Source organism: Paenibacillus sp. 19GGS1-52 (assembly GCF_022369515.1).
Taxonomy (GTDB): Bacteria; Bacillota; Bacilli; order Paenibacillales; family Paenibacillaceae; genus Paenibacillus_AQ.
Genome location: NZ_CP059724.1, coordinates 1524745 through 1550666, shown reverse-complemented (window position 1 = coordinate 1550666; position 25922 = coordinate 1524745). Strand labels below are relative to the sequence as shown.

The window sequence follows — 25922 nt, the reverse complement described above, 5'->3', positions numbered from 1 at the left end:
TCTCCTCCTGTGACTGATCTGTTAAATCCGAATTTACCCTTCTAAGCTAAACGAACCGTAGACAGCCGTCATATCCTTATATTTATCTAAAAAGGCCAAGCCTTCCTCCACACAAGCTAGACCGTACCGAATGACCTTATCCTCGGAAGTAAACGGGAAAGGAAAACCTGCCCGCAAGCTTTTTAGAACAAGAATAATCCGCCCGCTATATACTAGCGCACGTCCGAAGCCTTCTCCGTTAATCTCAGCTGTGCTTTGGATTAGCGCACCACTTTTTTCCTCCATAACTCCAGCTATTGCCTGGAATAACACGGGTACTTGTAGACGTACTTTAGGGGAAACCGCACAGTTGAAATCAGACTGAACTTTATCTTCCTTAGAAGCCAGAAACATACGCTCAATCTTCTCTTGGGGTGAGAGGGTGGCATATCTTCCAAAGTGATCAGTGGTATCCAAAAGATTACACAAGCGCCGGACGAAGATTTCCACCATGTTCTGATCCAGTTCCTTCTCAGCTGGACGACTACGGCGCTTCACTGCCGTCCCCTCCTGAATACTCCGCGCGTTCAGCATTCCACCTTCATTAGCCATGGATTCCATCCGCTTCCTCCTCCTCTTCCGCACGAAGTATCTTGGCAAGCCACATCGGGGGTTTGCCTTGCAGCATTTCAACGAGCCGCTTTACCTGTTCTTCTATCGAACTGCCTAAGGGCACCTTAACTGGCATGATTTTGCGACGTGTCACCTTCGCAGCTGCTGAAGCACCAATCTGCATAATAAAAATAAGTGTACAATCAGCAACCGCCTCTAGACGGCTGTCAATTTTACCTGATTCATCCTGGTACTGAATTTCCGGAAGCTTACGCAACTCTACAAGCTCCCCACCTCTTTTGCTTACATTGTAAACGGCAAACATTGGGCTTTGCCCAAAATGAGCGTTAACCCGAATTCCGTCATCTGTGGCGAATGCTACTTTCACGATGCCTAGCCTCCCTTTGCATTAACAAATTCCCTGCTTTATTCGTCCATTCCATTGCGCCCCGATAACCGACAGAGGTTGACATATAAGCACCCAGTTCATTCCAGACCGGGAATCCTGCTGCCATAAAAGCTGCGTCAATCCGTTCAGCTCCGCTAATCCCATGAGAATTCCCGATCCATAAATCGGCACCCCTACCTAGATATTCAGCGTCATCGAGATCCCCAACCCATATCTCCCGTTCCATCTCTACTACCACTGGAGTTTCATAGGAAGTAATCAGCGCCTTCTGCTCAACACCCAGCTCTTCCAGCCAATGTGACACGGAGTAGAGATGATCCGGTTCCAAGGCAATTAGCGCAGACATTCCGGCAAATTGAAAATGGGCGTCAAGCATACTATCGAGCAGATTCTCCCGTTGCCAACAGTAACGCAGCGGCACCGGCTCTCCGCTGATTTGATGCAGGAAATGCAGCAGTTCATCTGCAGCCTTTAATCCCATCGCCCCTTGAAATACCTTGTAGGGTGTACCGAGCGCGTTATGCAATCTTCTTGCCGGACGCTCCATGCTCCCGCCGATGGCAATGGTAAGGCCGGATTGCAAACTTTGCAGCATCGAATCGAGCGGCACGCCACCTCTTGTCAGTGGGGAAAACCCAGTCAATAAATGACCGGATAGAGAAGTTGAAATATCAGGTACGGCGATAACCTCAAAGCCAAAGGCTGAGATAATTTCCTTCAATTCCATCACATCACCCGGTGTCAGAAAAGATCCAGGCAGCAGCGTAATCTGGCGAGTATTCACATTCCTCGACCCCCGAGGACCTACCTGCTGAATCATCTCATCAATTATCGCTTCTACCGTGGAACTAAAACCGGATTCAAGTGAACCGCGAAAATCTGGCAGCGTTACTGAAAAAGCGAGACCCCCTCGCATATTCCGTTCTCGTTTATACGATTTCAACATCGATTGATAGTCTACTCCAGCTACATCAGTCAGTTCAGTACCGATAATGCCGATAATATCTGGGCGATGCTTGCTAAGGACCGTATTCAGTGCTTCTTCCAAATTACGATTCGCATCAAAAATAACATCCATTTCTTGCAGTGCCGAAGTTTGTACCGCAATTGGCTCCCGAAAATGCCGGGTTAACAGCGCTTTGGAAAAAGCAGAGCAGCCTTGCGAACCGTGCACAATCGGCATCGCCCGGTAACAGCCTTGCATCGCCAGTACAGCACCTAGTGACTGACCTATCTTAATTGGATTAACAGAAGTCGGTTTCTTCCTTTTGTTAATGGTCATAAGAGTCCTCCTTATCCCAAGGCGCCGGACTTGCGGCCAGCTTCCAGATCGGATTAGCAAGTGAATAAGTCAGTTCCTTAGCAAGTCTGAGCAGACCTTCATAACCTGCGTATGCCTTATGTCTTTCCTGATTAATATCAATGAACGGAATCTGCTCCTTCATCGCAACATACATATTACGTCCGCCAGCAATCATAATATCAGCTTTGCGCTCCCGTACCGTCTTGATAATCCGACTGGCTCCCCCTTCGGGAATATACTCGGTATCATCGCCTACCCGGTCAGCAATACGACGTACATCATCTTCTGTGCTTTTGTTCGTACCTACGCCAACTACTTGAACCCCTAGCTCCTTCAGCGCAGATATAATGGACCAGCTTTTTACACCACCCGTATAAAGCACTGCCTTTTTGCCTTTCAGCAGCTTGCGATACGGACGCAGATCCTGAATCAGACGGCTTTCTTCGCGTTCCGTCAGCCGATCCACCCGCCGCTCCATCTCGCGGTCATTCATCAGAAAGGCCATCTGCCGCAAGGAATAAGTCGTCTCCTTAGCCCCATAAAACGAACCCTCAAAGTAGGGGATTTTGTATCTGGATTCCATTTCTTTAGCCAAACCAAGCAAAGCGCGGCTACAGACCACCATATTGACCTTAGCTCGATGTGCCCATGTGATTTCTTTGTATCTTGCATCCCCTGTAATACGAGACATAAGCGTAATGCCTGCGCTATTCATCAGCTTCTCGATATCCCACATCTCACCGGCAATATTATATTCACCTATCAAATTTACACCCAGCGAAATCTCCCGCTCAGGTTCACCTGTACCGATAACGTACTGAAGTAACGCTTCGCCTGCCAAGCGATTCCCAAGGTTCTTACTACCAACGAATCCGGGACTGTTCACCGGAATAACCGGAATGGCTAGCCGCTCAGCCGCTTCCTTACATACAGCGTCCATATCCTCACCGATCAATGCTGTTACACAAGTTGCATATACAAATATTGCCGGAGGCGCAAAGCGCTCGGCAATATAGTTGATGCTATCACGTAGTTTCTTCTCACCGCCAAAAATAATGTCGGTATCGTTCATATCTGTAGCGAAGCCATATTGAGAAAGCGAGGGCCCACTAGTAAGAGTCCCTCTGCTTTCCCAACTGTTACCGGCGCAGGCAATAGGTCCATGGACAAGATGTGCGGCATCCATTATAGGCAATAATGTTATTTGCGCTCCATCGAAGGAGCAGCCTCCGGCTGCCTCTCCAGGTTTGGGCCGTGGACATGGCTTGGATTTGGGAGTTACGCTCCCGCATTCTTGCGCATCAATCTCATCTTTTCGAATCGGCTCCATCGGCACTTCATCTCCTTCGCTAGGGTGGATGATTCCTTCATACAATATTACAAGAATCCCGGCCTACCATTGTCCCCGGATTTAAAGAATATCCGTTGCCGGAAACCGAGGGACTAGGAGACGCCGGGTAACTTACGATTTATTGCATTTATTCAAATTAATACTATTCTAATTATAAAATATTATTGCAGAAACTTTCAGTAATTTTCATCACTTTCTCATAAAAATCACTTCCAATAATTCTCGTTAATTGTTCTTAGCGCACCAGTTCAAAGTTAAAACCGGAATTATTATCATCCAACTGTTGCAGGACGGTATTCACAATTAAACTCAGCAGATTCAAAGTTCCTTGGTAGCCGATAATAGGATACCGGTGCATATGATGACGATCAAAGATTGGGAACCCTACACGAATCAGCGGCACATCAGCGTCTTTAGCGGCAAATTTTAAATGAGAACTGCCAATAGCCAGATCAACCGGATCAGTGAGCAGCAATGAACGCATATGCCACAAGTCTTTGCCGATATGAACAGTTGCTTCCGAACCGTAAGGACTGGAAGCTAGAAGAGCTTCGGCTTCAATCTTGAATTTCTGATCATTGAAATCAACTTCGCCATTGGAGCATACGATATGCACCGGCTCCATGCCGATTTCCAGACATAACCCAATCAGACCGATCAGAAGATCCGGATCACCTACAAGCGCAACTCTTTTACCGTGAAGATAAGGATGGCTATCCATGAGTGCATCTACTACCCGACCACGTTCTTCGGTGAGTGATGCCGGAATAGGAAGACCTGTCATTTCACTGATGGTTTCCAGCAGCTTATCTGTTCCTTTGATGCCGAGCGGCGTGGATAGTGCAGAGATTTCCTGCTTCCAAGTTCCGCTAATATATTCCTGCGTCTTTTTCAAAGTGTACTTTTGCAGCGATAGTGTACCCAGTGCATTAGCAGCCAATGGTACATCTTCAAGCTTGGTACCACCATAGTAGTACTCGTATTCTCCCGTTGCCGGCGAATCGTAATTGCCGCTATGATCGCCGAGAATAGTATACTCCGTATCAAAAGCATTCAATATTTTACGCATTTCAGCAAAATTTCCGGTGTAAGGCTCGAATCCCAGCATCACATTAAGCTTTTCTCCCGTTCCTTCGCCACTACCTGGTGTAGCTTGAATGCCAGAGCGGGTGTACAAGTAGCTCAGAATTCCTTTGAGCATGGCATCATAACCCGTGATATGCGAACCAACAAAGCTTGGCGTATTGCAGAAAGCCACTGGGAAATCTTCCGCGATAGCCCCTTTAATACGGGCGTTGCCGATAAAAGAGTTCAGGTCATCACCGATAACCTCGGCCATACAGGTAGTACATACAGCAACCATTTCTGGTTTGTACAGCGCGATACTATTTTCAAGGCCATCAATCATGTTAGTCATACCGCCGAATACGGCTGCATCCTCAGTCATCGAAGATGAAACGGAAGGCGTAGGCTCTTTAAAATGGCGGCTTAGATGGCTGCGGAAGTAAGCATTACAGCCTTGCGAACCGTGAACGAACGGCAGTGTTTTTTCGAATCCGAGTGCTGCCATAACTGATCCAAGCGGTTGGCATGCTTTGTGGGGATTAATAACAACTGATTTACGGTCGAAATTCTTCTCCATATACTCAGCAGATTTGGAGTAGGCGAGAGCTTCAGCAGTTTCCTGCTCACTGCAAGGCGCTTCAAACTGTTTTTTGTTCTCCCGCTGCTGCACGTAGCGTTCTTCTTTGAACAGATTGTTATTGTCTTTAATGTCCAGATTGTCCTTACTCATATGCTCGCCCCCTCTGGTTGGATTTTTTCCTTCTTATTCACCAAATTCCACACTGGGCTGTTAACCGTCATATCCATGTCCTTGGCAAAAACCTTGAAGCCATCGAATCCATGATACGGACCGCTATAATCCCATGAGTGCATTTGACGGAAAGGAACACCCATCTTATGGTATACATATTTTTCTTTAACGCCCGATCCTACCAAATCAACACCCAATCTCTGTGTGAGCTCTTCCAGCTCATAAGCAGTCGGGTCATCCATGACGATCGTTCCTTCATTTAACATAGGAAGCATTTTTTCATAGTCATCTTTATGAGCAAATTCATAACCTGAAGCCACGATATCCATGCCCAGATCTTCATAAGCTCCGATGGTGTGGCGGGAACGCAATCCACCAATCATCAGCATTACTTTTTTATTTTCCAGACGAGGCTTGAATTTATTGATAATGGCATCCATAACCGGTTTGTGTTTGGCAATCATCTTCTCACAGTTCTCCTGAATCGTTTCGTCGAACAGAGCCGCGATAGCCCGGAGACTTTCATAGGTCTTGGTAGGTCCAAAGAAGTTATATTCAATCCAAGGAATACCGTATGCTTTCTCCATATGATCAACCATGTAGTTCATGGAACGATGACAGTGAATCAGATTCAATTTAGCCTTATGGGCAACTTCCAGTTCATTGAGCGAACCATCACCGGACCACTGAGCAATAATGCGCAGGCCCATTTCTTCCAACAGAATACGGGAAGCCCAAGCATCGCCGCCGATATTGTAATCGCCGATGATATTAACATCGTATGGACCCGTTTCAGCCAGTTCGGCACGGCCCATTACGAAATCGCGAATCGCATCATTAGCGATATGGTGACCGAGCGATTGGCTGACACCGCGGAAACCTTCGCAGCGTACCGGAACGATTGGCATATCGAGCTCTTTGGACATCTTCTTGGATACGGCCTCAATATCGTCACCGATCAGACCGACAGGACATTCAGATTGAACGGATATCCCTTTAGCAAGCGGGAACATCTCCGTAATCTCACGCATAATCACTTCAAGCTTCTTATCTCCACCAAAGACGATATCCGTCTCCTGAAAATCACTTGTGACTTGCATAGCCGTAAAGTTGTCGATACCGAGCGTACCGTTGGCAAAGTTACGGCGTGTGCCCCAGCTATATTGTCCGCAGCCGACTGGGCCGTGACTGATATGAACCATATCCTTAATCGGACCCCATACGACACCTTTAGATCCTGCATACGCACATCCGCGTGGCGTCATAACGCCGGGACGCGATTTAATATTTGATTTTACGGCGCATGTACCGCAATCTATAGCTTCCTGAGTACTCACCTGAAAATGTTTTTGGCGGTCTTTCCGTGCCTTCACGGGATAAGCTTCTAGTATTTCTTCGACTAACTCTTTATTTGCCTCAATATCCAGTCCCATTAATTAACCCTCCTTCTCATGGTGCAGGCGTTACACCGCCTGCGTGGCCACTTGCGTCACTTCAAAGTTCATCCGGTGAATCGACCGTCTCTCCACTCTCGTTCACCGGACAACTTATACGGCATGTATATTATTGACCGGCAGCTTGCAGTTTCTTGAGTGCAGCTTCTTCGTCTTCAATAATACCGAATTCCATGAGCAGTTCTTCCAGCTCTTCCATCGTAATAGGAGTAGGGATAGTCATCATTTTATTGTTCAGGATTTTCTCAGCCAGAATTTCGTATTCCTTCGCTTGTTGATGCTCGGGGCTATATTGAGCTACTGTCATTCTGCGAAGTTCCGCATGCTGAACGACATTATCACGAGGTACAAAGTGAATCATTTGCGTGTTCAATCGACGTGCAAGCTCAATGATCAATTCATCTTCACGGTCAGTGTTACGGCTGTTACAGATCAGACCACCCAGTCTAACGCCACCCGTAGTTGCATATTTCAAGATACCGCGAGCGATATTATTAGCAGCATACATAGCCATCATTTCACCGGAACATACGATGTAGATCTCTTGCGCTTTACCTTCACGTATTGGCATTGCGAAACCGCCGCATACTACGTCGCCTAGTACGTCATAAGATACAAAATCGAGTCCTTCATAGGCACCTTGTTGTTCCAAGAAGTTGATGGCTGTGATAATACCACGGCCTGCACAGCCAACACCTGGTTCTGGTCCGCCACATTCTACGTTTAGAATATCGCCGTAACCTGTTTGTAGTACATCTTCAAGTTCCAGATCCTCAACGGTTCCCATTTCTGCGGCCAGCTGAAGCACCGAGTTCTGAGCCTTAGTGTTCAAGATCAATCGTGTGGAGTCTGCCTTAGGGTCACAACCTACGATCATAATTTTTTGATTGAATTTTGTTGCCAATTGAGCTAAAGTGTTCTGGGAAGTTGTGGATTTACCGATACCGCCTTTACCGTAGAAAGCTATTTGTCTCATTGTTATCATCCCTTCGAAATGTTTATATTTTCAAAATAAGAGCTGTACTTCACACTTTCGAGAATGGCTTCCTGTACATCACCTTTGCGAACTAGAGGCAATACTCCGACTTTATTCAAGCTGGCGCGTGGGGCGTCACCAATACCGGAGCAGAGTAGAATGCGGCAATCCTTTAATATCGAAACAATCTCCTGCAGCGTTGCGTCCTTGTCACCATTGCAATCGGCTGTGCCGTGGCAGTAAGCCTGTATCTTGCGGACACCGAGCAGCTTTACTTCCGCTCCATCGGTATCGTAAATCATGAACTCTGTGGCGTGGCCAAAATGCTGATTGACCTTGTCTCCGCCTCTTGTAGCAACGGCGACTCTAATCGTTTGCGTTCCTGCTTCTATGGAGCCAAGTCTTGCCTGCTTCGCTGTTATACGCTGGCGAATCTTGGTGTCCAGATCAACCTGGAATAATTCTCTAGCTTCATGATTAATGACTGGATCTGCTTCCATCGTATCCAGACCGAAGTCCTGATTGCGATCCTGACCCAGCAGCCCAATAGCATCGGCTCGACATTGTCGGCAGTGGCGCATGACCTTCATTCCATCACGACCGAGCAGTTCCTGCAGGTTGTTCAGTTCCTTTGGACGCGGAGCTTTGCGACCGTCCTTCTCATACTGGCTGCCTGGTGCGATAATTAGCGGTGTAACATTGTGCAGTGTGGCCCCGAGCTCTTTTACTCTTTTGGACACTGCGGGAAGATGATGATCGTTGACCCCTGGAATCATAATGGAATTCACTTTGACAAGAATACCCTGCTTGGCTAACAACTCAAGACCCAAAAGCTGGCGGCTTATCAATAGCTCTGCTGCTTCTCTGCCTTCATACCGCACACCCTCATCAACTACCCAAGGGTAAATCTCACGGCCGACATCAGGGTCGATAGCGTTGATTGTGATCGTCACATGGCGGATACCCAGTCTCACGATTTCATCCACATGGCGGTACACTGTTAAGCCATTAGTACTTAAACATAGGGCTACATCGGGCACATGCTGCTTCACACGTTCAAATGTATCAAATGTTCTTTCCGGATCGGCCAGCGGATCACCGGGTCCGGCAACACCAACCACTGACAACTGCATCAATTGCGCCGCTACCCCTTTGACCTTGCGCTCCGCTTGTTCCGGAGTGAGTACCTCACTGACCACACCCGGCCTGCTTTCATTCACACAGTCGAATTTGCGGTTACAGTAATTGCACTGGATGTTACAGGCGGGAGCAACCGGGATGTGCATCCTGGCAAAAAACCGATGTGCTTCCTCGCTGTAGCAAGGGTGGCGACTAAGCTCCTCCTCTGCTTCACTAGACATACACGACGACGGCGACGGCTTCATTTTCCCACCTCCTTAAAGTTTTACGGAGCATTTACTTCTTGATTCTGCTTCGTAGTAAAACTCGCTTCGAAAGCATAATCCAAGTTTTACGGAGCATTCACTTCTTGATTCTGCTTCGTAGTAAAACTCGCTCCGAAAGCATAATCCAAGTTTTACGGAGCATTCACTTCTTGATTCTGCTTCGTAGTAAAACTCATTTGCAAGTTTGTAATTTTACTTATGTCATGTTTCCTTACAACAATCTTGTTCAACTCGCTTTTATAGCTTCATCATATTTTCAAACAAGGGTATCGTCAATTAGCATCACGTTTAAAAAGTACTGTTTTTCCTTATGTTTGCTGTTTCGTCATATGACATGTCATCTTATCTAACTTGCACATATCATGTTTCCGTTTCCATTACATATGTTTTTCTAATGATATTTGTTCTCATAGGTGTTGACAACGATTCTCAAGTCGTATATGATAGTTTTAAATCAATTTCGTATTCAATAAAATTTAATATATCATCCCGTAAAGGGGAGTAGCTGTTAAATAAAGCCGTCAATACGGGAGTATGAGGATATTCCCCGGTTTTATTGGCAATTAGTTATTGTTAGCGAGACCTTTACCAACCAGGTTACCTTTATTCCAAAGGTTAATCTGTTTGGTAAAGGTCTTTTTTATATAGTTTTGATAAATAATGGTATAACAAGTCTCATTTTTGAAGATATTTACATTTGAAAGGGAGGAATTAATAATGGATTTGGGATTGTTTTTAGAATACGGATGGGTCTTGCTCGTTCTTGTAGCACTTGAAGGGTTGCTCGCCGCAGATAACGCATTGGTCTTGGCAATTATGGTTAAGCACCTTCCTGATGAGGAAAGAAAGAAAGCTCTCTTTTACGGATTGGCCGGTGCATTTGTGTTCCGTTTCGGTTCACTCTTCATCATCTCTTATCTGGTGGATATTTGGCAGGTACAAGCTATCGGTGCCCTCTATCTGTTATTTATCGCCTTGAACCATATCTTCCGAAAGCTGATATTCAGGAAGACAGTTACGGAAGAAGCCAATGAGAGTGGTACGCAGGCCGTCGTCAAAAAGAAATCCAGCTTCTGGTTCACAGTACTGAAGGTTGAGGTTGCCGACATCGCCTTTGCTGTTGATTCCATTCTGGCAGCTGTTGCTCTGGCTGTTGCGCTTCCGGCAAGTGGACTTCCTAATATCGGCGGCCTTGACGGCGGACAGTTCCTTGTTATCTTTGCGGGTGGATTTATCGGATTGGTTATTATGCGGTTCGCCGCTTCCTTTTTCGTCAAGCTGCTTCATTCCCGTCCAGGTCTTGAACTGGCAGCCTTCTTCATCGTCGGTTGGGTCGGCATTAAGCTAACAGTCATTACTCTAGCTCACCCTTCACTAGGCGTTCTATCGGAGTCATTCGCACATAGCACTTGGTGGAAACTCACTTTCTATGTCGTACTCGTTCTAATTGCTACGCTTGGCTGGTTCCTGAGCAGCACAGTGGTTGAAGAGCATGCCGAAGAGAATCCAATTAAAGAAGTGGATAAACAACTCGGAAAATAAAGCATCTGAAATTTGTATTACACAAGAAACCGCCCTCTAGCTTTAACAGAGGGCGGTTTCTTCATTCATATCAGTCGAGCAATCTTCTCAATTTCAACTGCAGATGCAGACAGTTGCTGCATGGATGCGGATATTTCCTCCGTAGATGCGGCCTGGCGCTCGCTTTGTGACAAGCATTCAAATAGAGTTTCATCAATGCGGTTGATGTTGTTCTTAATTGTAAGCAAGATACTTGCGATCTCCTTAGCAGATTCCGCACTGGAGACTGCCATTTTGCGAATCTCCTGAGCTACTACACCAAACCCCCGACCATGCTCGGCGGCATGTGCAGCTTCGATAGCAGCATTGAGTCCTAGCAAATTGGAGTTATCCGCCACTTTTTTTATAAAATCCAGAATTTCATCAGTCTTACGCAGTTCTTGTACAACATTTTGGCCCAAGCGCTTGAGGTCACTTATCGTATTGGCTAAGTCAGACGCAGTAACCGCTATTTCTTCAGAGGTTGCATTAATCTCTTCCGAGGTTCTCGCCAGAGAATTGGCCGCGTAACTTAAGGTTTCCTGATTCTTCAGGCTGATTCCTATGGTAAAAACACCAATAACCACTCCAGCTTCGTCTCTTATAGGTAACGAAGAAGATTTAAAGGGCAAGCCATAAATTTCTTTCGGAATATTCGCGCTGACATTTTCCCCACTGTCCAGTGCCTGCCTGATACCACCACTCCGTGGAATGGGCATCCCGGTTTGAATCTTTATATCTATTTCATTACCCGGCAGATAATAGATAAAAGTTTCCGTATTGGCTAATGCGAACATGACATCAATCGGAAACAGCTTCTGCACTAAAGGTAGAGAGACTCCCAAGGAATCCAATAACCGTTCAACCTCATTCTCATATTGTTTATTCAATTTCCTAACCACTCCCTGTAAAGATTTGTGCCAATTATAACATAAGGGGAAAAAGCCTGCTTACCCGCCATAAAGACGGAAAGCAGGCTTCTCCAAAAGTGCAAACTAATTATTGCCCGATCGTCTGATCAGTCTTGCCTTGCAGTTCCACTAGCTTCATGATGACAGAGGCTGCCAGTGCTTTTGTTACAATTTGCTGCGGATTAAATTTACCATTATCAGCCTGCAGCAACCCCAGTTTCACAGCAACGGCTACTGCTCCCTTATTTATTATGGATGCATTATCACTGAATTGGCTCACTGTTGCATCTTTATCCATGAATGCCGAAATTTTGTTGTACTTCAAGAATGAAGTCAGCTGAACAGCAAGTTGTTCCCGGGTAAGCTTGCTCTCTGTCTGCAACACAACATCTTTGCTGATCCAACCGTGCTCTGCAGCAAAGTTGACTGCTTCATAATATGGATTCTCCAGATTCACTCCAGCTACTGCTTTGCGTTCATTACCATTATAGTAGCTTGTATAATTCGGTGTAGTGGCTTTTGCAATCATGGTAAGCCAATCACCTACGGTTATTTCCTGTTCCGGATTCACTTTGCCATCAGCCTCAGGCGTAAGCACGTTATATTTCACCAGCTCTGACAGTTCTTTTTCTGCCCAATGTCCTTTCAGGTCGGTCGCGGTGATTGGAGTCCCCTGAAGTGCAATGATAGGATAATACGATACCCATTTCCCCGTGACTGCGTCCAGCACCTCTAAAGACTTCCCTGAATCCATTAGAACGGGCGTATAGGTTAGCTTAACTGACGGTGTCGCATACGTATTATTCATAGTAAAACCGCCAATTTGGGTATATTGCAGCTGCATTTTATATTGACTTTTATAAATCGCAAGCGCTTCCTGCTTCGTTACCGTTGCATCCGCAGGTACTTGAGCTATCTTCTCAAGACCTGTATTTCGGTATATGCTGTAATCTTGCAATCTTCCATAAAGATCTAAAGTAATATTAACATTGCCATCACTGACAGGGATTCCTTTGTAGTAACGAATAAATTGGTATCGGTAACCTGTTCCGCCCGGCACTACGTTCCAATCTCCCCCATACTGGACAAGCTTCAGCTCACTGCTTGCCTTGTCATATAGAAGATTAACGAGCTCTAAGCTCTTTAGCTTGGCTTCAGCCTGGGTAATCTTCTTGCCTCCCGTAGGAGCAGCCTGAGCTTTGGTTACCTCTGGATAGTTCAATTGCTCAGCCTGGAAAGTTAATATTTGACCTGTTAGCGCATCAACCTCTGCTGTGGATTGTGCGGTTCCCCCATAGAAATTATTACCTTCTGACCAAGTCAATCTCCAGATCTTTCTGCCCGGCGTCTGGTAATCGTCACTTAGCGATTTGGAGAGCAGCTTTCGACCTGCCGGAATAAAGGCTACCTGCTCCACCAACTTAGCCGCTTCCTCTGCGGAAAGTTCTGTACTGGTACTTCTTAACCGAAAAACCTTCTTGCTCTGCGGCACATCGGCATAGGTCATTGGTGAAGTAGAGTCGGCCCCTTCATTATCAATCCTTTTTCCAGTGACTGCATCTACAGAATATAGAGCTTGCTCGACTGGACGCCAGCCCATAATCCAATTGTTCATCATTCCATTCTTGTAAATCGGAATGTAATAAAGCGCTACCTCAAAGCTGTCTGTGAACTTCTTGTCCGCTTCTGCCTGTGTCATAGTCGGCTTAGCTGCCGGATAATTAAATCCATTTGTCATCTTGTAGAATTGCAACACATTACCACTGCCATCTATTGTAACCTGCAGACCCTCCGCCGCAGAAGGAATACCATTCTTAAGCAACTTGTAAATGAAATTATATTGAACCGGCCCAAATAGTGCAGCATTATTTATATTATAAAGACTAGTCTCATCCAACTGCAGGTCGCTGCTCTTAATGGATGGGACTGCTTTGACAATAAAGGCTTCCACCTTCTTCAATGCCTGCGCTTGTGATAACTCAGGTGGATAATAGGACGCATTCTCCTGCAAAGGCATGGAGATATAGGTATTGATTAGATCTCCGTTGTTTGCATCCACTGTACTGCTGAACCCATATGTCGAATTGCCAACTCGGTATTGCCACTGAATAGTCCAGGCCATTTGATTGGGCAAAGGGGGATAGCTGGTGCTGGAGCCTAGCTCTACACTGGAAGCAGTCGCCTCCTTTAGCGCGGGAAACAGCTCCTTCACTTTGGCAATTGCTTCTTCCTTCGTGATTTTCACCTTTGTCGGATCTGCCTTATCTGTTGTAGCAGTAGTTTGCGCACTACTTGTTGTTGATGATACGAAAGTAGCAGCTGATGTTGCGGTACTTGAGCTTGCCCCAGCCAACCCCGCCGGTAAAAGCAGGGCAAGTGCCACTGAGGTAATAAGTGCTGCTCTGGTAGTCTGATGAATATGATGAGTGCTATTGCTCTTCAAAAGATTTCATCCTCTCTAATCTGATATTCTTCTAATTATAAAGATAATTTCATTATTTTTCCATAATTAATTGATGACAGGAAATTACCTAACCTAACAAAAAAAGCCCACTTTCGTCCTAAAAAGGGACAAAAGAAGGCTAAATCTATGAATATTCTGTCTTTCTCCTCATTTAGGGAAAAACACGCTGAATTCTGAACCTTTGCCTAAAGTACTCTGAACTGCAACTTTGCCGCCATGTGCTTCCACAATTGCTTTTACAATAGCCAGGCCAATTCCCGCTCCACCAGTCTTCCGGTTGCGCGACTTCTCACCACGGTAAAAGCGTTCGTAAATAAACGGCAATTCCTCTGGCGAAATTCCAAGCCCTGTATCTGTAATGGTCACCTTGATCTCAGAGGGATCTTCGGTGATCCACACCTCAATCCGACCTTCCTTGGTATATTTGAAGGCATTATTCAGCAAATTCACAAACACCTGTACCAAACGTTCGTAATCCCCTGTCATATGTACCTCAGTATCCTCATGAACGGTCAGCGACAGGCTCCGTTTGTCTGACTGCACCACTACCGAATTCACAGAATCATGGATCACATGATTGAGGATAAGACTCTCCTGTCGCAACTGTATCATCGGATTCTCGGCTGCACTCAATTTCTCCAGATCACTAATGAGCTGCACCAGCCGGATCACTTGATCATGGCAAACCTGCAGCTTGTCGGGTGTTGCTTCCCACACTCCATCCTGAAAAGCTTCGATATGGCTCTGAATGGTAGTCAATGGAGTACGCAGTTCATGGGCTACATCTGCCGTCAGATTCTTCCGTAGTCTCTCCTGCTGCTGTAAGGTATCGGCAAGAAAGTTAAGCGCCCGGCCCACTTCTTCCACTTCTGTTTCTCTTTCCGTAAGCGTAATTCTTTGTGATAAATCACCCTCCCGCATTCGCACTGCAATCTCCTTGATCTGAATAAGCGGACGGCTGATACCGCGGGCAATAAATCTGCTGTATAGATACGCCCCGGCAAGCACCAGAATAAGTGCTCCCCAGGAAAACCTGTTGAACATTTGCAGGAAACTCTGGTTTTGCATTTGCATAGCCCCGCCATTGCCGCGCATTTCTAAGGTTCCGATTCTTAGCCCATCCTTCATTATGGGATAGCTGGCCATAGCTCCTGCTGCTGTCGAAGGCATAGACATGCCCATCTGTGCCCCATTCCAAACCAGCTTGCCATCCGCATCAAAGATGCTGATATTATAATTGCGCTGCATGGCTTGATGAGAAACCCCCATCAACGTGTTCATTGCCCAGGGATTCGCTGGGTCATAGGACGCCTGCAGGTCTTCCAGTAGATAGCCAGCTTCTGTCTTCTGTTGGTTCTCGATGTATTTGCCAAACGAGATATTCATCACCAGGTTCACCAGAAGCATGATAATCAGCAGTGAGCATAAAGCTATGCTCATATGGGACAGTAGCAGCTTTTTGCGAAGTCCGCCTCTAAACATCTTCATTCACCTGAAATTTATAGCCAATTCCAAACACTGTCGCTATAAATACAGGTCGTTTGGGATCATCACCTATCTTTTGCCTAACATTCTTGATGTGTACATCAATCGTACGTTCAAACCCCTCGAAGGTATCGCCTTGAATCAGATTGACTAGTTCAAGGCGGCTGAAAGCTCGCTTGGGATGCCTGGACAGAATCTCCAACAGTTTAAATTCGATCGGTGTAAAGGAGACCGCTTCTCCGTCCACCCTAATCTCATGCAGATCTGGATCAATGCTCAAGCGTCCACCACCGAAGACCACTGTATTCTCGCCTCCCCGCTCCGTCTGCAGCTGTGCTCTTCTCAACAGACTGATTACTCGGACAAGCAGTTCGCGCGGACTAAAGGGCTTCGTAATATAATCATCCGCTCCCATTAGCAGACCATTCACCATATCATCTTCACTGCTCTTGGCAGTTAGCATAAGAATGGGAATGTTGGATTTCTTGCGGATAGCACGGCACACCTCTTCACCAGAAATATCCGGCAGCATTAAATCAAGCACCACCAGATCGGGTCGGAGGTTCTCAAAGAGCTGCAGCGCCCCTTTTCCCGAATCGGCTTCATACACAATATAGTTACTTTTCTCCAGATAAGCCTTGATTACCTGAAGAATATCATTTTCATCATCCACAATTAGAATTGTCGCCGTATTCACTCTCATCATCCCTTCAACTATAAAAAAAAGACCTCAGCACTAGCTCAGAGGTCTATCGTATCAGGCTTCCCTTAAAAATTCATCATATTACTGCGATTCTTGGAATTATTCATCATACTACCGCGATTGCTCGAGTTATTCATCATGCTTCCCGTACCTGTTCCATTATTCTTCTGACAGTTATCCGCCATATCCTTGATCTGCGCATCAGTCAAATCGGGATGCATTTGCTTCGCAATAGGCAGCATTCGTTCAAAAAAGCTTTCACCTTTATCCGTACTCGCTGCATAGACGCTCGTGCCAATACCCATTACCAAAACCAATGCAATAATAGCCAATCCTAGTTTTTTCATTGTCGTTCCCCCCTCTTATGGATATAGCATAACCCAAAGATGTGAAGAACTAATTGGCAAGATGTGAAGAAGTTATAAAGGAGCCGGGGCTACCCGCAGTGTGAAACTCATATCAGGACTGATATTCTGAGGGCGATAAAGATATACGACTTCCACAAAGCCTTCCTTCTGAATAATAGAGGGCTCTGGAGCTGAAACCTCTACCTTTAAGGTGAGTCCAGGCATATTCCAGATATCCGGTGTAAAAGAACCAGCAGAAATATTAGCTCCTCTGATTTCAAAATAGATCTCTATCTCCAGCTCCGTATTCAGGCTGACATCAACAGCCAACAAATCCTTAGCCACTCTTGCCTCAAAGTTGATTCCGCGAAGATGAGTATTCCAGCCCTTTCCAACCTCTCGGCGGATCAGCCGCAAATAATACTTTTCACCATCCTGAGCTTTCCAATGAATGGTTCCCGAGTGCATCTGCCCGTTCGTGTTCCGGCTGCCAGACATTGCGCCGATCATCAAATCTTGTTCGATCCAGGCTGCAGCGGTGCATAGATTCCGGTTCTGGCCGGGCTTGTCTCTTTCGCAAAGCTCCCGGAACTGCTTCTCTATTCTTCGGTCCTCCCGATGAGCAACAAGCAGCGGTCTGAGCGCTTCGGGCACATCCACGCCCACAAGCGCGATCAACGGATCATGACTGGATTCACAGTTAAGACCTGCCAAATATTCATAACCCTTCCCTAGGGCAAGATATAGAAATACTCCTATAGAGCTATGGCCTCTCATTTCCATCTCATAGGCACGGGAGAACGGGCCCGATAGGTTTTCCAGGTTAGGGTTATAGAACAGAGCAATATTTACCCACAGGCCCTGCTCAAGCTCAGCTCCTATTTTTACGAACTCAGGTGATCGGCCATAACTTCTCCACATGCCCAGCACCGTCAAATCCACACCATAGTAGGTAGTCGTATTGAATTCCGCAAAGGAACCAAACTCGGCAAAAGCAGCCTGGAAGCTAACCGCTTCCCGATCTGCATGTTGAATCCACGCGGCATTTCCTAAGCGGTGACCATAGTAATGGGCAATAAAAATATGCATTAATTCGATGTTCGAATTCATCGGTACAGCGTCGGATAAACGCCGATCAATGGAGGCTCCGACAGCTTTATCCATAGATTCGTCCATCCGCATTACCAGCTCATGCGGCAATATTTCGGCGAAATGATCCAGTATCATCGCAAAGGCACAGGCAATAAATTCACGCCAATTAGGATCATAACTTCTCCATACCGGCGGCAGCACTTCATCTATAGCGTCTTGCAAGCTTTGCTTGATCGTTTTAGGATCAAGGCCAGAAATTGCCGGATGTTCCGCGCGGGATAGTCTATTGGTTAACCGCTGGCCTATCTTCTCCATCGTATCATTCAGAAAATAAGCAAAGCCTGGCGCAAACGATTTCCAGTCATAATTGCCAACAGGCGGGGTAGCTGCTGTAGGCGAAGTACGGAAGGTGCCATGATAGATTTCGGAAGGATAATCAAATTGCAGATCTATCACTTTTGCAATCAACCCGCAAGCCCGTTCCAGATCGCCAGGGCCCCTTCTGATCAAGAGCCCCAACGCATAATGTGCACTGCCCCGAGTATCATGCCGGTCTGGCTGCTCTTCATCCTTTAACAGTTGCATCTCAGCATCATAGTAACTGTCCATCATTGTCATAGATTGAACTACCAGATACTGCTGTTCTTCCGTAAGCCTCTCTATGTTAACCAAAGTCACAACCCTCTCCCCTTCTCCTTAACCTTTGACTGCACCCATCATCATTCCGCTAATGAAATAACGCTGGAGGAATGGATAGACGATCAGAATCGGCAGGGTAGAAAATATAACGCTTGCTGCTTTCAGACTCTCTGGAAGCACGGTTGCTGCACTAATTCCTTCAGCTTGCATCAGATCACTTACCTGGTTGTTCTGAATCATCTGGTACAGCTTTAATTGTAGCGGGTAGATCTCCGGCTTCGTAATGTACATAAGCGCATCCTGAAATCCATTCCACCGTCCCACGGCATAGAAGAGACTTAGCGTTGCCAAGGCAGGCATCGATAGTGGAAGAATGATACGAATCAGGGTACCCAGATGGGTGCTCCCATCAATCTCCGCAGCTTCCTCCAGGCTTGAGGGAATATTATTCAGGAATGAAATAAGGATAATCATGTAGAAGGGGCTAATGAGACCCGGCAATACAAGAGCCCAGATTGTATCCAGAAGATGGAGGTTCCGAACCAGAATATATTCCGGTATGATCCCACCGCTGAAGAACATCGTAATCACAATGATCAGCATGAACCATTTGCGGCCCTTCAGCTCTCTTTTGGATAAAGAATAAGCAACCGCTATGGTCAAGGCCATGGACAGAATAGTAGCCAGAATAGTCAGGAACACAGTGAAGCCAAGAGAGCGGATCATCGACATATCGGTAAACACTCTGCTATATGCTTCTATGCTGAATTCTACAGGTAAAAAGGATACCAAGCCCGCCACAATCGGACGATTGGAGCTTAAGGAGATCGCAATGATATGAATAAATGGAGTTAGACACAGGATCATAACAGCAATGATGAACAAGTTATTGAACCAATCAAATACCCGGTTGGACATTCGTTCGCTCATTTTAATTTCCCCTCGGTTAATAATAGATAGTTCAGGCAAGAGCTAGAGAATACTCTCATCTGCCAGTTTCTTGGAAGCGTAATTTGCACCGAGAAGAAATAAAAGTCCTACCAATGCCTGAAATAAGCCTACCGCTGTTGCCAGCGAAATTTGCCCGGACTGAATACCCACCCGGTATACAAAGGTGCTCAGCACTTCGGAATAGTCACGCACAGCCACGTTGCCGATAATAAACGGACGATCAAAGCCAATGGAAATCATGTTTCCAAGATTAATAATCAACAGGGTGGCAATCGTTGTCTTTATTCCCGGCAATGAAATATGCCAGATCCGCTTAAAACGGTTCGCTCCATCCACTTCTGCCGCTTCAAACAATTCCTTATTAATGCCTGCCAAGGAGGCCAGATAGAGGATCGTCCCCCAACCCGCACTTTGCCAGACCCCAACAAGCAGATATGTGACAAGCCAGTAATTTTTGTCTGACAAAAACGGAATTTCATTTAAGCCCAGGCCAGAGAGCATATTGTTAATGAAACCAGTCTGTGTGCCGAATACTTGCAGAACAATCCCACCGATAATCACCCAGGAAATGAAATGGGGAATATAAAGAATCGTCTGGGCTATTTTTTTAAACCAGGTGATCCGCAGCTCATATAGTAGAATGGCCAGTATAAGCGGAGCAGGAAAGGATACAACCAGATCCAGCAGATTGAGCAGCAGTGTATTGCGCAGTGCCTTAAAGAAATCATTATTCTGAAATACCTCTCTAAAGGTATCCAGACCGATCCATGGACTCTTGGAAATGCCCTGAAAGAAATTAAAGTCCTTAAATGCAATCTGCACGCCATACATCGGACCATATTTAAAAATAACGAAATAAATGAGCGGCAGTGTAAGCAGAGCATATAGCTGCCAGTTTCTGCGTAAATAGACGGTATTCTTCACTGCTATCACTCCCCTTCTTGACTGGAGCACCAGGATTTGGGAGGGAGCCAAATCTGACTCCCCATCCATCTCGCGGGCCAACTATTTTTTAGTGCTCATTTCTTTATAAGCTGCGGTACGTTCATCCAGAATGGCCTGACCTCCGCTTGACATATAATCCTTCATTACCGATTGGTAAGTACTATCGAATTGATCTGTCTTCACCATTGTCAGCTTCACAATTATCTCTTGGAATTTATCAGCCAGAGCTGTTCCGTATTTCGCCTCTGCTTCAATCGGGTGATCAAACCGTATCGGTTGAATGGTATCCGTATTGGAGATTTCTACCGATTTGCGCATGTCTGCTTGGAACTCTGCTGGTGTCTGGGCAATATAAGCCGCTTCATTCTTCACATCGTCACCGGCAAATTTACCATTCACAATTACGGCAATGTCACCAAAATTATAAATCTTATCAATAGCTTCCTGAGTGGCATCTGGCTTAACAACCGGAACACCATCTACCAATGTGAAGTTCTCGTTCTCAACTCCGAACTGAATATCGAAGAGATTCGTGCCAGATGCCATCCAATCGAGGTATTTGATCGCCTCTACAGCATGTTCGCTGGATTTAGGAATCATCACATACATAGCGTTAGGAGCATATGCCGGTTTGGCATGCTTGCCTTCTGAGTTGGTGAATGCATCTACCGGCGTCATCACAGCGCCAGGAACGGTTGCCTGCAGATTTTTGTAAGTATCGTTCTGACTGAAGTACAATTCTCCGGCATCCTCGGTATAGAAACCGACCTGACCATTCTGCAGACTTTGCCATAGCTGCTTCTTATCTTTATCCAGGCCAAAGTCTTTGCTCATCAGGCCCTCATTGTATAATTTGTTCATGAACTTCAGAGCATCTTCAAAGCCTGGAAGCAGAACCGGATAGTCATTGGAACCGAGTTGCTGAGTCAGCGTATACTGTTGTTCCTCTGTAAGGGGCTTGATAAAGGACCAGAGCAACGGTTCATATTGTGCCGACGAAAGACTCACGCCAAAGGGTATAACCTTGCCCCCTGTTTCGCCTGGGTCCTGATCCTTAAACGCTTTGAGCGTGGTGTACAGCTCATCTGTCGTCTGCGGAACTGGCAGCTTCAGCTTATCGAGCCAATCCTGGCGAACATACCCAGCGTATTTACCAAGCACAAGTCTTCTGCCGGGAATTGCGAATTGTTCTCCATTATACTGTCCGTAGGCCAAGGTATCCTCGCCCAGGAATTTTTTGAGGTTGGGACCGTATTGATCAATGAGATCTGATAGCTCCGTCAGCCCACCCTGTTCTGCGTAGCGATTAAAGGTTCCTGAATCGTAGGTGAACACGACATCCGGCACTTCGCTTCCACTTGCCATCAACACATTAAGCTTCTGGATCTCTTCAGAACGTGGTACCGGTATGAATTTAACATCAATGTTGTTAGGCTTGCCGAATCTCTCCTGCACAAGTTTAGTCAAATAACTGTCTGAAATGGAGTAACCAGCCGGTGTATTCCCCCGATCGAACAACTCTACCTTTAATGTAGAAGCCGTCTCTGCGGAAGCCCCCCCATTCGTGGACTCCTCTTTAGAAGAACATGCGGACAACAACATTGTGGAGATTAACACAACCGCTAACGCCGGGCTTGCCATTTTCTTAGACCATCTTTTAGTCATTCTCTCAACACCTTCCCCTTATAATGTCAGTATAGTTATCTTCGTTAGCTGATCAATTCGTGATCAACCTTCTTGATGTCAACAAGTATCACATATTAACTTTAATAAGCACAATAAACCATTTTCTCATGATAGACTGGCAGTATTTGTGTCATATAATATGACGAGATAAACTATTTTCGCAAAAGCAAACTGCTTTCCTTACAAGAATAAACAGCTTCGCCGACCTTTTACATGGACAACACCCGTTTCTTCGAGACAGATAAGGATAAGTTATCGTGTGGAATATATACATTCTTATATTTTCAAAAAAATAGAAGCTTACTGAAGTTGTGCCATTAGGCTAACTCCAATAAACTTCTGCAACGTTATTCGGATGCTCCCGGCTTCATTTTGAGCTTGCGGTAATCGCCTGGCGTGACTCCAACTATTCGTTTGAACACACGGCCGAAGGTGATGGAATTTGCATAACCCAGCTTCTGGGCTATCTCCTGCAGGTTATCCCCCGTAGTAGCCAGCAAATATTCCGCCCGCTGCATTCGCAGCTGCGTCAGAAAATCCACAAACTTCATGTTGAATTCTTCCTTGAATAAATGACTGGCATATTTGCCCGATATTTGAAACCGGTCACTGAGATGCTTCAGGGATAAGTCCGGATTATCGAAATTCTCCTCAATATATACCTTCATCTCGTTAATCATCGCCCGGTAGCTCTTGGACTCATTAACAAATACATAGATCCGGTAGATCTCAGTCAGCCATTTCAGCACAATGGACTCTAGCTCATTCAATGTGGAGCCTGCTTCAATTTCCGTATAATATGATTGTAAACTGGCTTCCCCGAAGATTTTGCGCATACTATCTGACAGCTCTCCCAATTCGCGTCCCATCATCTGGATTAAGGTATGCAGCAGCATATGAATCTCCTCATCTCTGATGTGATCCTTGCGGAATGAACTAAACAGTTCATCGAGCTTATGCCGCCAATTCTCATCTGCGATCCGAAATTCCCGCACCAGTTCACTGAACAACTGCAAATACTTGTAGGATTGCAGCATCGATTTGTCTGGCAGTTCATCACTCATCACGACCATACCCTGTCCAAGCGACAATTTATGCTGGAGTGCCATATCCGCGGCATTGTAGGATTCAGGAATAGCTTCTAAGCCTTCTACTACCGGCCCCACCCCAATAGCCAGTGATATGCCCAAATTATCGTATGCCCAACTTAAACATTTCTCCGCCAGCATGCGCAGATTCTCTCTATCTTTCTTAAGATTCTGATTCGAGCCAATAATCAGCCCTATGCGATTGCCGTTAATCCACTCGGACCAGCCTTGCATACTTTCCTCATTCGTCAATTCCTGAAAAAGATTCATCAGTGTAAACTTCAGCATATTCTGGTCCTTATCCGAATGGTTTACCCGAAAATCATTATATTGATTAATTTCAGCGGCGATGAAGACGAATTGTGTGAAGTTGGCCGGTAAAGGCTTGAAACGTTCCAGCCTGTCTTCCAGAAAAGTTAAGCGTTCCCCTTCTAGCAAATCAAGAAAAAGCTGGCGGCGATGAACCAGTAGATTCTCATCATGCTGCTTTTTGTAATCCATTGTCTGTTCAATTAAGCTTTCCAGCGCCTGGTCAATGATTACAAGCTCATTTCTGGATGGGGCATTTAGGCCTTCCTGACGAAACTGCAGCGCCTGAAGTCGATTCATCATAGCTTTGATAGGGCGATAGTTCTTGCGTGTAATGTAAAGAATATATATTGTACCCAGCACGACAGTAAGAATACCAATGACGATCCAAATGTAAGAGACTACTGACACCCAAGCGAATAACTGACCGGACCGAATACCGCTCTCGAAAGTCCAGCCTATCTCCTTGGAATGGATAGTAGTCAGAATGTTGCCCTTAGGCAGTTCAGTTTCAGGATGTGCAGCGTAGACCAGTCCACCCTCATTATCCACAATCCGCATAAAAGAAATCTGGCTGTTGGTCATATCGTCAATCATCCGCTCGATCCGGTGCATATTAATATTGACTACGATAATCCCCTCAGCCCCAAAAGGAATCGGCAACTGCTTATAAATACTGATCACCTGTGTCGAACTTTCAGAGCTTATCAGCTGTGAGGAGCGCACTCCGCTCCAAGTTCGCACATTCTTATTCGCTATAGCCTGCTGCAGAAAGGTACGGTCAGGAAAAACCTCCAAATCCGTAAGTCCGTTCAGCGTCAGCACCTTCCCGTCCAAGGTACGGTAAATATAAATAGAGTCGATCAGTTGGTTACGATAAAGAATTCTCCGCAGATCATTTACGGTATTATACAGGCGGCTGCCATCGCCTTCGCCGTTAACTCCGCTTAAGAAGCCACCGATTTCCAGGTTGGTCTCCATCTCCTGAAGTACTGATAATTCCGTCTCCTTCAAAGCATTCTGCACAGAGTCGACGACGTAACCTGTTGAAATACGGTTAGCTTTATTCGTTTCACTACGCGATAGCTCCCCTACAATTAGAAAGGAGAGGAAAATCAAGATGGACACTGTTAGCAGAAAGATCGGGAAGTAGGAAAACATCATTCTGCTGGACCAATTCCGCTTCATAAGCATCCCCCGTCTATTCCAATTGAATCCGAGAAATGCCGCCTAGTACTTTAACAAAAGGATTTAAGGTGACATTTTCGCTATTCTGTTTATCCAATATAGCATGCCTGCCCCGATCAACGCACTAATGGTACAAGCCAGATACATGACTTGTGCCCCTCCAGTATAGAACAAATAGCCGTTCAACAGGTTGCCGACGATACCTCCGACCCCAACAAATACCATATTGAATATACTTTGTCCCGTGGCCTGCATCTCTCTACCTGACACATTAGCCACATATTCAACCGCTGCTACGTAGAACAAACCGAAAGATAATCCATGCAGCACCTGAATGCCAACCATGACCGATGGAATGGGGAACATCCACTGAATAGCCCAGCGGAGCGCATAGAAAAAAGCTGCAAGCAGCAGGGTTTGTTCGTGACCGATTCTTCGGAGAATCTTGGCTGCCAGCAGCATGGAAGGCACATTCGTTAGGGAAGCGAGCAATAGTGCAGTGCCCACTAATGAGTAGCTGCCACCAGCGCTCTTAAAGGAAAGCACAAAGAACGAATTATAAGCCGTAAGCGTTTGGTTGACGAATATGCAAGCGATAAGAAATAGGAGAAAAGAACGATTCCGGAATAGCACCTTCAATCCTTGGGCTAAAGGAACAACTGCGGAATAGCCCTCCGAACGTTTAGACAAAGTTAGAACCGTAAAAGCACCAGCAAGACTTAAAGCTAGAAAGGGCATCCAAAGCTGGGTAATCTCAAATCTAGATAGATAAAGTCCGCCCGCATAACCACCCAAAGCTGTTCCCAAGCTGCCCAGACTGCGGACCGTACCATAAGAGGTCTGCCCCTTGCGTGCAGCAGAAACGGCATAGGAATCAGCAATCGGGCTTTGGGTGGACTGAAAAATAATCGATAGAGTATAAACCATCACCATCACGACAAATAGTTCAATGTTATAAAAATAAGACATGATGGCCGGCACCGATATACTAAGTACAAGCACCAGCTTCGTTTGGCGAAACCGGTCAACCAACAGGCCCCATATGGGTTGCACGAGAATCGATAGCAGTGTGCCAATGGACATCATCACGCCTACATAATTGGCGGCCATGCCTTGATGTACAAGCAAGGTCGTCAAATAAGGATTAAACATCCCTCCCGCCAATCCAGTCAGTAAATATAACACACGTAGCTTAACGAGTTCCACCTTGGCTTCTGTTGCCACTACCGCCACATTCTCCATGATTGT

At 45.9% G+C, this 25922-nt stretch carries 20 protein-coding genes; 1 reads left to right on the top strand and 19 read right to left on the bottom strand.

Annotated features, from left to right (window positions below):
* Positions 1-33: 33 nt before the first annotated feature.
* From H1230_RS07320 to nifB, 8 genes are all read right to left on the bottom strand, one after another.
* Positions 34-600: a DUF269 domain-containing protein gene (locus H1230_RS07320; RefSeq protein WP_239714866.1), complete on the bottom strand. Its 567-nt coding sequence runs from the start codon at positions 598-600 to the stop codon at positions 34-36.
* Positions 584-979 (bottom strand): nitrogen fixation protein NifX, encoded by a 396-nt coding sequence (nifX, locus tag H1230_RS07315; RefSeq protein WP_239714865.1) that lies wholly within the window; start codon positions 977-979, stop codon positions 584-586. The genes H1230_RS07320 and nifX overlap by 17 nt, the downstream gene beginning before the upstream one ends.
* Positions 954-2282 (bottom strand): nitrogenase iron-molybdenum cofactor biosynthesis protein NifN, encoded by a 1329-nt coding sequence (nifN, locus tag H1230_RS07310; protein WP_239714864.1) that lies wholly within the window; start codon positions 2280-2282, stop codon positions 954-956. Before nifN ends, nifX begins: the two co-directional genes overlap by 26 nt.
* A complete protein-coding gene (gene nifE / locus H1230_RS07305; protein WP_239714863.1) occupies positions 2272-3633 on the bottom strand; it encodes a nitrogenase iron-molybdenum cofactor biosynthesis protein NifE in 1362 nt (453 codons plus the stop codon). The genes nifN and nifE overlap by 11 nt, the downstream gene beginning before the upstream one ends.
* Before the next feature lie 256 nt (positions 3634-3889).
* Positions 3890-5449, bottom strand: coding sequence for a nitrogenase molybdenum-iron protein subunit beta (gene nifK / locus H1230_RS07300; RefSeq protein WP_239714862.1), 1560 nt, complete (start codon positions 5447-5449; stop codon positions 3890-3892).
* Positions 5446-6903, bottom strand: coding sequence for a nitrogenase molybdenum-iron protein alpha chain (gene nifD / locus H1230_RS07295; RefSeq protein WP_154121641.1), 1458 nt, complete (start codon positions 6901-6903; stop codon positions 5446-5448). The genes nifK and nifD overlap by 4 nt, the downstream gene beginning before the upstream one ends.
* 130 nt (positions 6904-7033) lie before the next feature.
* A complete protein-coding gene (gene nifH, locus H1230_RS07290; RefSeq protein WP_239714861.1) occupies positions 7034-7900 on the bottom strand; it encodes a nitrogenase iron protein in 867 nt (288 codons plus the stop codon).
* A 5-nt stretch (positions 7901-7905) separates the two neighbouring features.
* Positions 7906-9285: a nitrogenase cofactor biosynthesis protein NifB gene (nifB, locus tag H1230_RS07285; RefSeq protein ID WP_239714860.1), complete on the bottom strand. Its 1380-nt coding sequence runs from the start codon at positions 9283-9285 to the stop codon at positions 7906-7908.
* A 738-nt stretch (positions 9286-10023) separates the two neighbouring features.
* On the opposite strand from nifB, the gene H1230_RS07280 reads away from it, so the two are divergent.
* Positions 10024-10848: a TerC family protein gene (locus H1230_RS07280; RefSeq protein ID WP_239714859.1), complete on the top strand. Its 825-nt coding sequence runs from the start codon at positions 10024-10026 to the stop codon at positions 10846-10848.
* A gap of 65 nt (positions 10849-10913) precedes the next feature.
* Here H1230_RS07280 and H1230_RS07275 read toward each other — a convergent pair whose 3' ends face one another.
* The 11 genes from H1230_RS07275 to H1230_RS07225 form a co-directional block, all read right to left on the bottom strand.
* A complete protein-coding gene (locus tag H1230_RS07275; RefSeq protein WP_239714858.1) occupies positions 10914-11756 on the bottom strand; it encodes a methyl-accepting chemotaxis protein in 843 nt (280 codons plus the stop codon).
* Positions 11757-11865: 109 nt separating this feature from the next.
* Positions 11866-14220, bottom strand: coding sequence for a YcdB/YcdC domain-containing protein (locus H1230_RS07270; protein WP_239714857.1), 2355 nt, complete (start codon positions 14218-14220; stop codon positions 11866-11868).
* 168 nt (positions 14221-14388) lie between these two features.
* Positions 14389-15729: a sensor histidine kinase gene (locus H1230_RS07265; protein ID WP_239714856.1), complete on the bottom strand. Its 1341-nt coding sequence runs from the start codon at positions 15727-15729 to the stop codon at positions 14389-14391.
* Entirely contained in the window at positions 15716-16432 is a 717-nt protein-coding gene (locus H1230_RS07260; RefSeq protein WP_239714855.1) for a response regulator transcription factor, read from the bottom strand. Before H1230_RS07260 ends, H1230_RS07265 begins: the two co-directional genes overlap by 14 nt.
* A gap of 62 nt (positions 16433-16494) precedes the next feature.
* Positions 16495-16776, bottom strand: a complete 282-nt coding sequence (locus H1230_RS07255; protein WP_239714854.1) for an FAD/FMN-containing dehydrogenase — start codon at positions 16774-16776, stop codon at positions 16495-16497.
* Positions 16777-16848: 72 nt separating this feature from the next.
* Positions 16849-18546, bottom strand: a complete 1698-nt coding sequence (locus H1230_RS07250) for a hypothetical protein (protein WP_239714853.1) — start codon at positions 18544-18546, stop codon at positions 16849-16851.
* 18 nt (positions 18547-18564) lie between these two features.
* Complete coding sequence (locus tag H1230_RS07245) at positions 18565-19437, bottom strand: carbohydrate ABC transporter permease (RefSeq protein ID WP_239714852.1); 873 nt, start codon at positions 19435-19437, stop codon at positions 18565-18567.
* Between the two features lie 42 nt (positions 19438-19479).
* Entirely contained in the window at positions 19480-20382 is a 903-nt protein-coding gene (locus tag H1230_RS07240; protein WP_239714851.1) for an ABC transporter permease, read from the bottom strand.
* Positions 20383-20463: 81 nt separating this feature from the next.
* Entirely contained in the window at positions 20464-22068 is a 1605-nt protein-coding gene (locus tag H1230_RS07235; protein WP_239714850.1) for an extracellular solute-binding protein, read from the bottom strand.
* Positions 22069-22436: 368 nt separating this feature from the next.
* Complete coding sequence (locus H1230_RS07230) at positions 22437-24674, bottom strand: helix-turn-helix domain-containing protein (RefSeq protein WP_239714849.1); 2238 nt, start codon at positions 24672-24674, stop codon at positions 22437-22439.
* Between the two features lie 63 nt (positions 24675-24737).
* Entirely contained in the window at positions 24738-25916 is a 1179-nt protein-coding gene (locus H1230_RS07225; RefSeq protein ID WP_239714848.1) for an MFS transporter, read from the bottom strand.
* Positions 25917-25922 lie beyond the last annotated feature (6 nt).

Excerpts from the sequence above, each read along its gene's own strand:
- H1230_RS07255 (WP_239714854.1), bottom strand. The coding sequence starts at position 16,776 with ATGAAAAAACTAGGATTGGCTATTATTGCATTGGTTTTGGTAATGGGT.
- nifB (WP_239714860.1), bottom strand. The coding sequence starts at position 9,285 with ATGAAGCCGTCGCCGTCGTCGTGTATGTCTAGTGAAGCAGAGGAGGAG.
- nifE (WP_239714863.1), bottom strand. The coding sequence starts at position 3,633 with ATGGAGCCGATTCGAAAAGATGAGATTGATGCGCAAGAATGCGGGAGC.
- H1230_RS07260 (WP_239714855.1), bottom strand. The coding sequence starts at position 16,432 with ATGATGAGAGTGAATACGGCGACAATTCTAATTGTGGATGATGAAAAT.
- H1230_RS07235 (WP_239714850.1), bottom strand. The coding sequence starts at position 22,068 with ATGACTAAAAGATGGTCTAAGAAAATGGCAAGCCCGGCGTTAGCGGTT.
- H1230_RS07230 (WP_239714849.1), bottom strand. The coding sequence starts at position 24,674 with ATGAAGCGGAATTGGTCCAGCAGAATGATGTTTTCCTACTTCCCGATC.
- H1230_RS07265 (WP_239714856.1), bottom strand. The coding sequence starts at position 15,729 with ATGAAGATGTTTAGAGGCGGACTTCGCAAAAAGCTGCTACTGTCCCAT.
- H1230_RS07225 (WP_239714848.1), bottom strand. The coding sequence starts at position 25,916 with ATGGAGAATGTGGCGGTAGTGGCAACAGAAGCCAAGGTGGAACTCGTT.
- H1230_RS07320 (WP_239714866.1), bottom strand. The coding sequence starts at position 600 with ATGGAATCCATGGCTAATGAAGGTGGAATGCTGAACGCGCGGAGTATT.
- nifN (WP_239714864.1), bottom strand. The coding sequence starts at position 2,282 with ATGACCATTAACAAAAGGAAGAAACCGACTTCTGTTAATCCAATTAAG.
- H1230_RS07245 (WP_239714852.1), bottom strand. The coding sequence starts at position 19,437 with ATGAGCGAACGAATGTCCAACCGGGTATTTGATTGGTTCAATAACTTG.
- H1230_RS07280 (WP_239714859.1), top strand. The coding sequence starts at position 10,024 with ATGGATTTGGGATTGTTTTTAGAATACGGATGGGTCTTGCTCGTTCTT.
- nifK (WP_239714862.1), bottom strand. The coding sequence starts at position 5,449 with ATGAGTAAGGACAATCTGGACATTAAAGACAATAACAATCTGTTCAAA.
- nifH (WP_239714861.1), bottom strand. The coding sequence starts at position 7,900 with ATGAGACAAATAGCTTTCTACGGTAAAGGCGGTATCGGTAAATCCACA.
- nifD (WP_154121641.1), bottom strand. The coding sequence starts at position 6,903 with ATGGGACTGGATATTGAGGCAAATAAAGAGTTAGTCGAAGAAATACTA.